Annotated in this window: 9 protein-coding genes; 3 read left to right on the top strand and 6 right to left on the bottom strand. The window is 42.9% G+C overall.

The genetic code is table 11. From position 1 onward, the window contains the following. The first annotated feature begins 247 nt into the window (after positions 1-247). The gene (locus HUW51_RS13975) at positions 248-1,303 is read left to right on the top strand and encodes an NAD(P)-dependent alcohol dehydrogenase (protein ID WP_185270256.1); all 1,056 of its coding nucleotides are present in this window, start codon (positions 248-250) and stop codon (positions 1,301-1,303) included. Positions 1,304-1,656: 353 nt separating this feature from the next. Here HUW51_RS13975 and HUW51_RS13970 read toward each other — a convergent pair whose 3' ends face one another. Together HUW51_RS13970 and HUW51_RS13965 are read right to left on the bottom strand one after the other, a co-directional pair. Further along, positions 1,657-5,040, bottom strand: coding sequence for a DUF5107 domain-containing protein (locus HUW51_RS13970; protein ID WP_185270255.1), 3,384 nt, complete (start codon positions 5,038-5,040; stop codon positions 1,657-1,659). Positions 5,041-5,052: 12 nt separating this feature from the next. Further along, entirely contained in the window at positions 5,053-6,396 is a 1,344-nt protein-coding gene (locus tag HUW51_RS13965) for a sugar porter family MFS transporter (RefSeq protein ID WP_185270254.1), read from the bottom strand. Positions 6,397-6,726: 330 nt separating this feature from the next. On the opposite strand from HUW51_RS13965, the gene HUW51_RS13960 reads away from it, so the two are divergent. Continuing rightward, complete coding sequence (locus tag HUW51_RS13960) at positions 6,727-7,620, top strand: AraC family transcriptional regulator (protein ID WP_185270253.1); 894 nt, start codon at positions 6,727-6,729, stop codon at positions 7,618-7,620. A gap of 100 nt (positions 7,621-7,720) precedes the next feature. Here HUW51_RS13960 and HUW51_RS13955 read toward each other — a convergent pair whose 3' ends face one another. The 3 genes from HUW51_RS13955 to HUW51_RS13945 all read right to left on the bottom strand — a co-directional run bounded on the left by HUW51_RS13955 (position 7,721) and on the right by HUW51_RS13945 (position 9,755). Then, a complete protein-coding gene (locus HUW51_RS13955; RefSeq protein WP_185270252.1) occupies positions 7,721-8,764 on the bottom strand; it encodes an aldose epimerase family protein in 1,044 nt (347 codons plus the stop codon). Positions 8,765-9,036: 272 nt separating this feature from the next. Next, positions 9,037-9,408: a response regulator gene (locus tag HUW51_RS13950; RefSeq protein WP_185270251.1), complete on the bottom strand. Its 372-nt coding sequence runs from the start codon at positions 9,406-9,408 to the stop codon at positions 9,037-9,039. Positions 9,409-9,545: 137 nt separating this feature from the next. Beyond that, a complete protein-coding gene (locus HUW51_RS13945) occupies positions 9,546-9,755 on the bottom strand; it encodes a hypothetical protein (RefSeq protein ID WP_228466627.1) in 210 nt (69 codons plus the stop codon). 270 nt (positions 9,756-10,025) lie between these two features. Here HUW51_RS13945 and HUW51_RS13940 point away from each other — a divergent pair, with 270 nt between their 5' ends. Further along, positions 10,026-11,117, top strand: coding sequence for an FUSC family protein (locus HUW51_RS13940; RefSeq protein WP_185270249.1), 1,092 nt, complete (start codon positions 10,026-10,028; stop codon positions 11,115-11,117). 66 nt (positions 11,118-11,183) lie between these two features. Here the strand turns inward: HUW51_RS13940 and HUW51_RS13935 are convergent, their stop codons facing one another. Beyond that, positions 11,184-12,305, bottom strand: a complete 1,122-nt coding sequence (locus tag HUW51_RS13935) for a GAF domain-containing protein (protein ID WP_185270248.1) — start codon at positions 12,303-12,305, stop codon at positions 11,184-11,186. Positions 12,306-12,628 lie beyond the last annotated feature (323 nt).

Genomic DNA, 12,628 nt, shown 5'->3' with positions numbered 1-12,628 from the left:
TAATGGCAAAGATTAAGAGACATTTTTAATTTTACAAATATTATTTAGAACAACTCTAAATAATATTTGTAAACCGAACAATCTGTAGGTATTTCAGTTTAGCTACCCGGCTAAAATTAAAAATTGACCTGGCTAATAATTTTTTACTAACGTAAGAGAGGGGAAATTTGCAGAAACAGCAATCAGGCAGTAAGGCATTGATTCAGGGTTATTATTTAGTTAAATACAAAAATTTAAAATTAGTACTATGGAAGTGAAAGAAGTTAAAGCATTTGGAACCGAAGCCGCCGAAGCCCCTTTAAATCAGTTAAACATTAATCGCAGAAAACCAACGCCGCATGATGTAGAAATAGAGATTTTATATTGTGGGGTTTGCCATTCAGATTTGCATACCGCCCGAAACGAATGGCACGGTACCATTTACCCCTGTGTACCCGGTCACGAAATAGTAGGCAGAATTGTTAGTGTAGGCGATCATGTAAAAAAATTTAAAGTTGGTGATTTAGGGGCAGTAGGCTGCATGGTTGATAGTTGCCGGGAGTGCGATTATTGCAAAGAAGACTTAGAACAATACTGCGAAAAAGGCAATATTCAAACTTACAATTCCCCGGACAAACACCTGGGCACCCAAACCTACGGTGGCTATTCTGAAAGTATTGTGGTAGATGAAAGCTTTGTTTTGCGGGTACCAGAAAATTTAGACCTAGCCGCTACTGCGCCTTTGTTGTGTGCCGGTATCACTACTTATTCGCCTTTAAAACACTGGAACGTGGGTCCGGGTCAAAAAGTAGGGGTTGTGGGTTTGGGTGGTTTAGGCCACATGGCGGTTAAGATTGCCAAAGCGATGGGCGCTGATGTAATTGTATACACTACTTCGCCATCCAAGGTAGAAGATGCCAAACGCTTGGGAGCAGATGATGTGGTACTCTCGAAAGACGAAGAACAAATGAAACGCTACGCCGGCAAATTGCATTTTGTACTCGATGCCGTTTCGGCCCAGCACGATATTAACGCTTATTTAGGTCAACTACGGGTAGATGGTACTTTAGCCTTGGTAGGAGCTCCGGAATACCCGCTGCCGGTAGCCGCGTTCAGCCTTATTCCTTTCCGGAGAAGCTTTGCCGGTTCTATGATTGGCGGCATTGCTGAAACCCAGGAAATGCTGGACTTCTGCGGAAAACACAATATCGTTTCGGATATTGAAATAATTAACATTCAACAAATTAACGAAGCCTACGAACGACTTCTGAAAGGCGATGTAAAGTACCGGTTTGTGATAGATATGGCCTCTATAAAAAACTAAAGCTTTTCAACAGTGAGGCTTCACCCGGTTTGATTTCCGCGTGTACTACTAACCAGAAAACTAAAATTGGAAAGCTTTTCTCAAAACGCAGCTAACAAAACTGCAAAAATTTAAAAAATGCATAAAAGAATAGAGCCGAAGTTTTGTCTCTATTCTTTTATGTAAAAAATACTAGTAAATAAGTCAACGTATATTTTGGATAATTTTACGCTGGCGCCGGAAAATTTACCGAATAAAGATGTCGGTATTGAAAGGCACAAATAACATCCGTTTATCACCGGTTCTGCCAATATCTACTTTATTCGAAACCAGCGGCGCCATAAAATTGAGGCTCACCTGGTTGCTGCTAATACTTACCTCGGAAAAGAAGTAGCCTTTGCCGTTATAGAAGTAACCAAGGAACTATTTACCGGCAAGCTACCCTGGAGCATTTCTAAATGACACCGGGCGCCAAAATGTTCGGCATCCAGAGCTAAGATGGTTTCAAACTCTTCCCGCACTTTTTCTTTTTCTTCTAAACCCAAGTAGCCTAAGCCGCGCATAAAACGGCAATGAATTTGATTTCTCTGGTTCAAATCATCGTCAAAGATTAATAAATTAGGCAGCGATACGGCGAAATAGTCAATAGTCACTTCGTCGTGGAGGTGCGTATTGGCGTAGTTAATTAAACTTTCAAATTTCTGCTGGGCTTTAGCCTGTTCTTGTAACTTTTTATGGGCCAAACCCTGGTAAAAGATTTTATCGGGTTGCTGGTCGTTGTAAAATACAGCGGCGGTGGGTTCGTCGAGGCCTTGGGTAGCTTTTTTTAAAAATTCCTGCGCTTTATCTTCCTGTTTTAATCCCTCATAGGCGCAACCCAGGAAATAAAAAATATCGTTTTCCTGTGCCCCGAAAAGTTTACCTTCACCTAGGTTATGCGGGTATACCTGGGCTTTCTCCAGCAAGGTAATGGCTTCCGAAAATTCGACCTGAGTTATTTTCTGTTTGGCCATTTGGATCAGGCAGTAGGTGTACTGGCCGGAAACTTTGCCTTCGCCGCCCTCCCAGGGGTGAAATTGCCGCCGGGATAGCAGCTCAAAAGCTTTTTCGTATTGCCCTAAAAAGTTACAGGCCGCAATAACCTCCAGGTACAGGTCGTCGCGTTGCTGCGCCGTTTCCCAGTTTTCCTCTAAAAACTGGAGGCGTTGCTGCGGGTCGCAGTTTAAGCGTTTGTACAATTGGTCCAGTTCCATTAAAACCCGGGCATCGGTTTTATCCAGGGCAAAGGCTTTTTCAAAACAAGTTAAAGCGGCTTCGGGGTTGTTTTGCTTATTAAAATAAGCAATGCCTAAATTCCGGAGAGCCGTGGGAAAATCGGGGTTTAAGGTAACGGATTGCTCCCAGTAAGAGATAGCTTCGTCGTACTGGCGTTTGTCGTAGAACAAATTGCCCAGGTAGTACGGGGCCATGGCATCGGTAGGGTTTACCTTAATCGCTAAGGTTAAGATTTTAATCTCGTCGAGCCGGTTCGGGAAACACAAATACGGATTGGATTGCGCCGCTTTTTTAAAATAAGCAAGCGCTTCGGTTTCCTGGTTTAGGTAATAGGTAAAGGCACCTAAACAGTAAAACACCATCGGGTTTGTAGCATCCTCTTTTACCGCCAGACTTACTAATTCCGTTGCCTCCTGGAATAAACCCGCGGCGGCGTAATCTAGGGCGTATTCGATAAAGTTTTGCGCGTAACCCCGGGATAAATCCAACAGTTCTTTCTGGCATTGTTCCGCATCTGCCAGTTGGTTAGTTTTTTTAAAAATTTGTATTTTCTCAAACAACGCGCCCAGGTTGAAACCATCCCGTTTTAAAGCTTCTTCACAAACAATAAGCGCTTCTTCGGTTTTGCCTAAATACCTTAGAGCGGCCGCTTTAATTACGTAGGCTTTGCTGTTGTTTACATTTCTTTCCAAAGCCAGATTACTGTGCTGCAAAGCATCTTCGTAATTTCCGCGGCGGAGATCAATCCGGGCTACCGAAAAATAGCCGGTATCTTTCCAGGCGTTGCTCCAGGTGGCTTTGTAAAATGCTTCGTAGGCTTCATCCGACCGGTCGAGGTAATACAGGCATAAACCTAAATTGTAGTAAGGCTCGCTGTCATTGGGGTTCGGGTTAAGCTGGGTGCCGGTTGCTATGGCTTTCCTAAAAAATGCTTCGCTTTTAGCGAATTGGCCGCGGCGCAAATACCATAAACCTAAAGCATTATTGTTCCGGATGTCGCCGGGTTCTCTTTCCAGCGCTTTCTGGTAATACGGCACCGGACTATACGTGGCATGGCGGTATTGTTCCAGGTGTTGCCCGGTTAAAAATAACTGCTCATTGCTATCGATCTCATCTGGCAGCAAAGCGGGTTTAGCGGGTTCCGGAATCGCATTTTTCTTGTTTTTGGCCGGCTCGTACCGGATCAGCTCCTTACCGGAAGCAGCGTAAATTGCCAGGAACAGTTCTTCCTCCCTGAAATCTTCGCCTACCAATAACTCTTTGGTATAGACTTCTTCCGGGGAAAGGGAGATCGTTTCTTCCCAGTTTTGCTCTTTATACCGAACCTCTAACTGCAGTTGCTTTTGCCCGGAAGTAGCAAATACTTTTACCTGAATACTACTTTCGGCATTGGCTATTGAAACCAGCAAATCTTTGGTTGCATTTTTCACAACGCCTAATTCACGGTAAGGCAGAAAATACTGGGTAAACGATTTTTCTTCGTAGGGCATCAGCCAGCTAAAATCGGGCTGATTATCGGTAAAAACGCCCGTCATTAACTCAATATACGGCCCGTCTTCGTCGGTTAGGTTGCGGTCCCAGGCCTGGCCGAAATCGCTGTGCCCCCAGGTCCATTGTTTTTTGCCCGGCGATACGTGGTGGTTAGCCACGTGCAACACGCCCGCCTGGGTATCGTGCTCGTAACCGCCCACAAAATCGTAATCGGAGTTAATGGCCATGTACGAAGTAGGCACCGGAATATTTTTGTACATGGAAATATCTGTACCCGGCGAATAATCTACTTTGTAATACGTACCCGTGGCAATTGGGAAAGTAGATACATCGCGCTTGCCGTGGTCGAAAACGGCATTTACATCCGGCGGAAAAACGGACTGGTAATAATCGTTTACTTTTACGGCCGGATTGGCCCACCACAAAAAGGTTTGCGGCAAAGCCGAGCGGTTGAATAATTTGGCTTTAATTTCGAGGTAAGCTTTGTCGGGGTACAAGGTAAAACCGGCCATGCCTTTGGTGTGAAACATGCGTTCCACCTCGTTCACCCACACGGTTTTGCTACCGTCCGGGTTTTCTTCCAGTTTAAAATCAACGGGTTCGAAGGTGCTGGGCCGGTGGTGCTGGGGCCAGTTAAACTCAATGCCCCCCGAAATCCAGGGCCCGGTTAACCCCACCAAAGCAGGCTTAATTACCTGGTTGTAGTAGATGAAATGCCTTTGTTTAATTTTATCGTAAGCCATTTGCACCCGCCCGCCCAGCTCCGGCAGAATCATAATTTTTAAAAATTTATTCTCCAGAAAAAGCGCGTGATATTCTTGATCTTGTTTTTCGTCGAATATTTTTTCGATTACCGGATTGGGATACACCACGCCGCTGCTACCTTGGTATACTCTTTTTTCAAAAAACATGGGGTTTTTATCGGGCTGGCCAATACCGTAGGTCGGGATGGTTACTTTCTCTTCCCACGCCTGTACAAATAAGTTTTCCATGAGCTACCAGGATTAATGTCTGACTAAAGTGTGTTCTAATTCTTCTAAGGTTTGGCCCTTGGTTTCTTTTACCCGGAACAGCACAAATAAAAAGCCGGCCAGGCAAATAGCGGCATACAGGTAAAAAGGACCAAAAGTACCGAGTTGCTCCGCCAGAATCGGGAAGGTAAATACCAGCACAAAGTAGGCCGCCCACAACGAAACAATGGCTACCGAGGAAGCCACGCCCCGGATTTTATTCGGAAATATTTCGGAGATCAGCACCCAGGTTACCGGCGCCAACGACACGGCGTAAGTGCAAATGGCCAGCAGCACAAAAACGGACACCAGGCCCGCCGAATATTGATTTTGCAGCAGAAACGCCAGAATAATATAAATAACTGATAAGCCAATGGAGCCAATTAACATCAAAGGCCGGCGCCCTAGTTTATCTACCTGCCACATGGCCAGCAGCGTGAAAAGCAAATTTACCACCCCAATGGCCACGGTTTCGAATAATTGCCGGTCGAGGTTAGCGCCCACCGATTCAAAAATAGTGGAGGTATAATTAAACACCACGTTAATACCGCAGAGCTGTTGAAATACCGCCAGAATAATCCCGACAGTGACGGCCGGCCGTACTCCTTTTTCAAAAACTGCCCGGAATGATTGCTTTTTGACGCCCGTAAGCGATTGCTCAATGGCTAGACGCGTAGACGAAGCAAATGCGGCCGAGCCGATTTTATGTAGTACCAGATTGGCTTTCTCCGTTTGGCCCACTTTTATCAGCCATCGTGGACTTTCGGGTATCCAAAGCACGCCAAAAATAAAAATAACCGAAGGCACCGCCCCTAAACCAAACATCCAGCGCCAAGCATCCGGACCACCATCTGCCAGAAAATAATTCACCAGGTTGGTTACCAGAATACCAATTACTACGGTTAACTGGTTAATGGCTACGTTCCGTCCCCGGACTTCGGCCGGCGATATTTCGGCAATGTACATGGGGCACAACATGGAGGCCATGCCTACCCCAATTCCGGCCATGAAGCGCAGCAAAACAAAAACCGTAAGATTCCCCGCCAGCGCAATCGCCACCGAGGACACCGTAAATATTAAAGCCGCCAGCATTAAACCTGGCTTGCGCCCGTACTTTTCGGCCAGCCCCCCGGCAATGAGGCAGCCCACAATACAACCCAAAGCCAAGGATCCGGTTAGAAAACCTTCCCACACGGCATTGAGATTAAACTGCGACCGCAGAAAAGGCAAGGCTCCGGAAATTACCGCAAAGTCGAACCCGAACAGGTAGCCACCCAAAGCCGAGACAAAGGAAATGCCGACGATATAAGAATTGTTAAACTTTTCCGGTGTAGTCATAAGGCAGTATTAATTTTTTAAAATTGAGGAATTTACAGATAAAGCAACATGGACAAAGGAAGGTAAATAATGGATAATATTATCCTGAGCAGAATTGTTTCTCAGGATAGCAAAGGCAAGCTTACCATTGTTTACTTCCCTGCATTGATGCTCCATTATAAGATTATTTACCAAAATGACTGATAACTAAATCTGGTATCCTTATTTTTAAAGCCGCAAATGATATAGATTATATTATCCTTGTTTCTTACCCTTAAACAGAGTAAAACAAACTAGAGAATATTGCAGAATTAACAACGAGCAGGTTTAAATATACTATTTTTTTAAAAAATGGCGGATCAGAAAAGAGGAATAAAAGAAGGTTTTCTGGGGCAGCGTTTATTCGTGCTCCCCCCGGAAATTCAGCAAACCATTATGCAAAATCCAATCATTAATAATTTTTACCTTACAGCCATGGGCCATTACCCCCGGGCGGAGTACCACGAAATTGAAAGAGAACAAGGCTGCGCGGAATACATCTTTTTTTATTGCACCGAAGGTCTGGGGTATATTACTTTAAACGATACCGAATACCAACTGGAGCCCAACACGTATTTTATTATTCCGAAAAATACCCGGCACCGCTATTGGAGCAGTTTGCCCAATCCCTGGAGTATATACTGGGTGCACTTTACCGGCAATTTGGCCAGCCAGGTTTACGAGCGTTCGTTGCTAGATAATACACCCCAGGTGCAGCCCATTCCTTTTGAAGAAAGCCGGATTAATCAGTTCGAGCAGATTTATGCCATTCTGGAGAGCAGTCATCAGGAAAAGGAACTGGAAATCGCAAACCTGAACCTGCTGGATTTTATTACTTCGGTTATTTATTACAAAGCAGCCAATCCCGCCCTGTACGATCTGGATGCGGTAAGTAACTCAATTAAGTACATGAAGGCGAATTTACATTTGCCCTTAGAGATCGAGGCGCTGGCCCGGCAACAAAAGATTTCGGTGCCGCATTATTGCCGGATTTTTAAAAAAAAGACGGGATCTTCGCCCATAAATTATTTCAATCACCTTAAAATTCAGAAATCCTGTCAGTACTTATACTTCACCGAAAAAAGCATTAAAGAAATTTGCGCTGAACTCAGCATCGACGATCCTTTTTACTTTTCCCGCTTATTCCGTAAGGTAATTGGCATGCCTCCATCCCGGTACAAAAAACTGCACAAGAAGATTAAATAGCCACCAGAAACGCATTAGGCTGCTCTGTGTTTTTTTAAATTTTACAGCGGCGGAGTAGCTTAACCAGAAGGAATACTTATTTTATTTAGGCTTTTTCAACCTAAACATTCAACTTAAATTTAAATAAAATGCTTTCGTCGTAGGTTTCGCCGGGAGCCAGGTAAGCCGGGGGAAAATGCGGTTGGTTGGGGCTGTCCGGATAATGCTGGCACTCCAGGCAAATTCCGTCGAAAGGCTGGTATGCGGCTTGGGTGTGGCCGTAAAATTTGCTCTTCAGAAAATCGCCGGTATACACCATTACTCCGGGGTAAGTTGTAAAAACATCCATTCGCCGGCCCGTGGTTTCTTCCTCTAGGGTACAAGCGTGTTTTAGGCGATCTGTTTTGTTATTGTCTGCTAAGATGTAGTAATCGTTTACTGCGCAAATGCCTTTACTTTGGGCAATGCGGTCTTTTATTTTGGTGGCGTTAAAAGCTTGATTGCCGCAGTTCATAATTTTGCCGGTGGGCAGAAAATCTGCGGCCATTTCGAGCATTTGTTCCGCGTACACGGTTAGTTTATGGTCGGTCATGTCGCGGTTGGTGCCGGATAAATTAAAATACGCATGGTTAGTGAAATTGGCGATGGTAGGTTTATCAGTTACGGCCTGATAGCGGATGCTAAGTTCGTGCGCTGCATTCCAGGTGTAAGTTATTTTCAGGTTTAACGTACCAGGGTAGCCACCCTCACCATCTTTACTGGTTAATAAAAAAGAAACAGCTTCCGGGTTGATTTCTACGCTAAATACTTTGGCATGGAACCCTTGAAAGCCACCGTGATTGGTATTAGGCTTATCATTGGGTTCTAAGGTAAACTTCTCGCCTTTTAGTTGAAACCTGGCCGATGAAATACGGTTGGCAAACCTACCAATGGTAGAACCTACGTAACACTTATCCTCCAAGTAAGCCTCTAAACCAGAGAACCCCAACACCACCGGACTTAGTTTCCCACTTTTCTCTGGCACCACCACCGATACGAGCGTAGCCCCGTAATTGGTAAGCTCCACGTAACTACCGTCTGTATTTTCCCAGCGGATCAGGAATACTTCTTGTTCCTGGTAGTTGCCCCAGGGGGTAACGCTGATGTTTGGTTTAGCTGCTTCCATTTATATACCCGATGGTTTCGCGCCTAAAGTATCGCGCTAAAATATAAATTGTAAGTTTAAAGCTTTACAGCAGCCCTGGAATTTTAAAAATTTAAAAATTAGTACTTATTAAATAAACAGCCCTACTGCCCGTTGGTATTCGGAAGCCCAAGCTACATGCCTGTTTAACTTGCCCTACTAAACTATTAGGAAATTTAATGATACGATTAAGCCATAAAAAACAAAAGCCACTCTTGCGAGTGACTTTACCTGATTTAGTAAATTTATTTCATCTAAGCCGCCATTATACTTTTAAACTTGTCTTCGGTTAAGGGTTTCTCCAGAAATGCCACCACCGGGTACTCATGAGCCAAAATATAATCGATAGGGTTATTAGAAGTGGTTAAAATAGCAATTTTCATCGGTAACTCCGACAACGCTGAATTTTGCAGCTCCTGCAAAAATTCAAAGCCATTCATTACCGGCATGTTTATATCCAGCAAAACCAGATCCGGACAATTATTGGAAGAACAAACCTGGTTTAATACCGATAAAGCTTCTTCGCCGTTACCGGCAGTTAAAATCTGATTTTTCTGATCTACACTCCGGATTACCCTTTTAATGAGGTATCTAGTGGTATCGTCGTCGTCTACAATAAGTATCATAATTAGGCAGTTTAGATTTTCTGATAAAGAATTTTGATGGTCGGGAGAGTAAAAATAAAAGAACGTAGCCTACGTTTACCAACTTAGATAAATAGCAACCTAAACGTATATTCTAATTTCTTGTCCGCTATAGGTTATTAAATTCGTAAGTGGTGATTATTTTCTAAAAGCATTAACTCATTAAGCAAATCAACTTTCATAACACAGTATTCTAACATTTTGGTTATATTTTGTTCTTCCTCAATGCAGGTATCCAGGTAACTGATGGTTTTTTCTAACTGCATTTTATTTAATTGCTGACCAGGTTCCCAGTGTATTTTTAAATTATCTGTTTGTTTCACGCCCATGTATATGTTATAATGGGCTTTTACGACAATACTGGACAAAGATATTATTCTAAGCTGCTTCTTACTTAGCCTTTTTATAATATTCTAGCTGAACCTTTCTTTACTCCTGTATGATTGCCGAAATAGTACAATTAGGTGCTGCCACACCCACTACGGCACATTGTTGGCGGCCAGAATTAATCGGATTACTTTATTTTAAAAAATTTATTTTTTAACAAGATGGCAGGCTAAACATAAACTTTTAAATAAAGTAAAAGTAAAAAGCACGGCATGAAAAAACTTATTGCAATACTAAACAAGATTGGTTTAACATTACAAATTGTAAAAACTGCTTTTGCTGCGTCGTTGTCGTGGTTTGTAGCTACCAGTTTGCTGCACTCCGAGTATCCTTTTTTTGCCGCCACTGCTGCTATTATAACCGTTCAGGTTACCGTGGCCGACTCGGTTAATAAAGCCAGCCAACGGATTATCGGGATTATTGGCGGGGTATTATTGAGCATGTTGCTGGGGCATTGGTTTCAGATAGGGGCCATATCTATCTTTTTTATAATAATTCTGGGGATGGGAATTGCCAAAGCCCTGCGCATGAACCAACAGATTATTTCGCAAATAGCTATTAGTTCTTTGTTAGTGCTGGCTTTTGGCCAAACCCGGGAAGGTTACGCTTACGAAAGAATTATTGAAACCATTATCGGCTCGGGCATTGCCGTATTAATAAACGCTTTAATTATTCCGCAAAACGCCGTACCCAACGTAGAAAAGGGCATTATTACCTACAGCAAACTGGCCGCTACTACCCTCTCCAATTTAACTGCTTTATTAGATACTACCAGCGATATGATTATAACCGGCCGGGCAGCCGTAGATATTCTCATAAAAGAAGATGAGAAATGCCAGGACACTTTGGAATTGGCTGAACAAAGCTTAAAATATAATCCGCTTTTAACTAATCTGCGGGCGCGGCTTAGCCAACTAACAGAAATCATTATTCAATTACAACGAATCACCATTCAGATAAGGGGCATCCGGCGGGGCCTGGTAGATTTACAAAATATTTCGCAGTATCAATTAGAGCCAGACTATTTGCAGCAATTAAAACAAACCATAGAAACTACGGCTACCTGCATTGCTGCTTACGGGCAAACCGCGGTTCATTCTACCCAAGAAAACATAAACTTTCTTTCGGAAGCCATTCAGGTAGCCCTAACGGCCCAGGCGCAATTTTTAAATAATTTATCTGATATCAGCTCCCTGGCAACGCTCCGGGATTTAGGAAGCATTCTTACCGATTTAGGTAGAATTGTTTCTGAAACCGCCACGCTGCCTGAAGTAGCCGAGAAATTAAATGCGCTGCAAGACTAAGCCATAGCAAGCACTACTTCTGTTACTAAAAAGCTAAACGTGGCTTACTCTTAATCATCGGAATTTTTAAATTTTGTTCATTAAGAGCTGATCCGATACTTTTAACATAGTTTCGTAATACGTGGCGTTTAACTGCTTAATGTATTTATCCATGTCTTCCGATTCGGCACGAATATAACCGAGGGCCGTACGTAGCGTTTCTTCATCTATGTTTTTTTTACTTAAGGCGGCTGTTAACCCCAAAATATTAGCCACTGGTTTGCGCATTACGTGCGAAATTTCAAACAACAGTTGTTCTAAGGTTTTTATGTACTCTTTTCTTTCGGTAATGTCCTGAAAAGTACCGTACCAAACCACTGAGCCGTCTTCGCGCCGCTCCGGCTTGGCATTGGCCCAATGCCAAACGGTAGCCCCGTTATCCGCAATGGCCCTGTATTCGATACTCCAGTTGGTTAGGTTTAGGTAAGATTCCTGCAAACTTGCTTTAATGGTTCCTAAATCGTCCGGGTGAATAACAGCAAATACTTTTTCCGGATTAATTTTTAAATCTGCCGGATTAAGGTGTTGATGAACCGTGGTAATGCCTTTACTGATAAACGGAAAAGATAACCTGCCGTTGGGAGCCATTTCTAACTGAAAAATGGCACCCGGCGCCTGGTCGGATAACTTGCGCAGCCGGGCCGCACTTACTTCTATTTTGTCGTCTTGCTCCAAAATAAGCTTGCGGGTTTCTAAATACCCAATGGCTTTTTTGGCCAGCAACTGTAAAGCTCTTTTTTGCGATTCGGTAATATGGCGCGGCTTATCATCAACCACGCACAGCGTGCCCAGCACATTACCTTTAGGCGTTTCCAGGGGTGCCCCGGCATAAAAGCGAATGTTAGGACTACCTAAAACGTAAGGATTAGTTTTAAACCGTTCGTCGTTCAAAGGATCATTCACCACTAAAACTTCTTTGGGGTTTTGCAACGCATGTTGGCAAAAAGAATGTTGCCGCGCTGTTCCTTCCTCGTCTACCCCTTTTTTGGCTTTAAACCACTGCCGTTCATAATCAATAAAAGAAACCAAAGAAATAGGGGTATCACAGATTACAGAAGCTATTTCGACTAACTCATCTAGTTCTTTCTCGGGCAAGGTATCTAATACTCTATATTCGTATAATTCCTGTAGTCTAGCTTGTTCATTCATGAATAAATACTTTATGCTAATAGGCTATAATCCTGAAGAATCGCCGATGGTGTTTTTGATTATGTTACCAGTTGCTAATAACTGCTTTACCTACAACTTTATAAATGCTTTTGTTTAAAGCAAACTTAAAATTTGCCACTATAAGTTACATAAAAAATATTCCTGATTTACAAGATTCAGAAAAATTATGATTATTTTCAGTTAAAATCAGCTTTAATCTAATTAAAATCATATTAATTATAATTAATCATACAAAATAAATCAGATTTTCAATTTAAAATTTCAGTACAAATCTAAGATTAGAAACTTATCCTAAAAACTGC

Origin of the sequence: Adhaeribacter swui, from assembly GCF_014217805.1 — a bacterium.
Lineage (GTDB): Bacteria > Bacteroidota > Bacteroidia > Cytophagales > Hymenobacteraceae > Adhaeribacter > Adhaeribacter swui.
Note: the sequence above shows the minus strand (reverse complement) of the source record. Positions and strands in the feature narration are given on the sequence as shown.

Bases quoted from the DNA above. Each gene is read 5' to 3' on its own strand.
- HUW51_RS13935 (WP_185270248.1), bottom strand. From the start codon at position 12,305: ATGAATGAACAAGCTAGACTACAGGAATTATACGAATATAGAGTATTA.
- HUW51_RS13945 (WP_228466627.1), bottom strand. From the start codon at position 9,755: ATGGGCGTGAAACAAACAGATAATTTAAAAATACACTGGGAACCTGGT.
- HUW51_RS13940 (WP_185270249.1), top strand. From the start codon at position 10,026: ATGAAAAAACTTATTGCAATACTAAACAAGATTGGTTTAACATTACAA.
- HUW51_RS13965 (WP_185270254.1), bottom strand. From the start codon at position 6,396: ATGACTACACCGGAAAAGTTTAACAATTCTTATATCGTCGGCATTTCC.
- HUW51_RS13970 (WP_185270255.1), bottom strand. From the start codon at position 5,040: ATGGAAAACTTATTTGTACAGGCGTGGGAAGAGAAAGTAACCATCCCG.
- HUW51_RS13960 (WP_185270253.1), top strand. From the start codon at position 6,727: ATGGCGGATCAGAAAAGAGGAATAAAAGAAGGTTTTCTGGGGCAGCGT.
- HUW51_RS13955 (WP_185270252.1), bottom strand. From the start codon at position 8,764: ATGGAAGCAGCTAAACCAAACATCAGCGTTACCCCCTGGGGCAACTAC.
- HUW51_RS13950 (WP_185270251.1), bottom strand. From the start codon at position 9,408: ATGATACTTATTGTAGACGACGACGATACCACTAGATACCTCATTAAA.
- HUW51_RS13975 (WP_185270256.1), top strand. From the start codon at position 248: ATGGAAGTGAAAGAAGTTAAAGCATTTGGAACCGAAGCCGCCGAAGCC.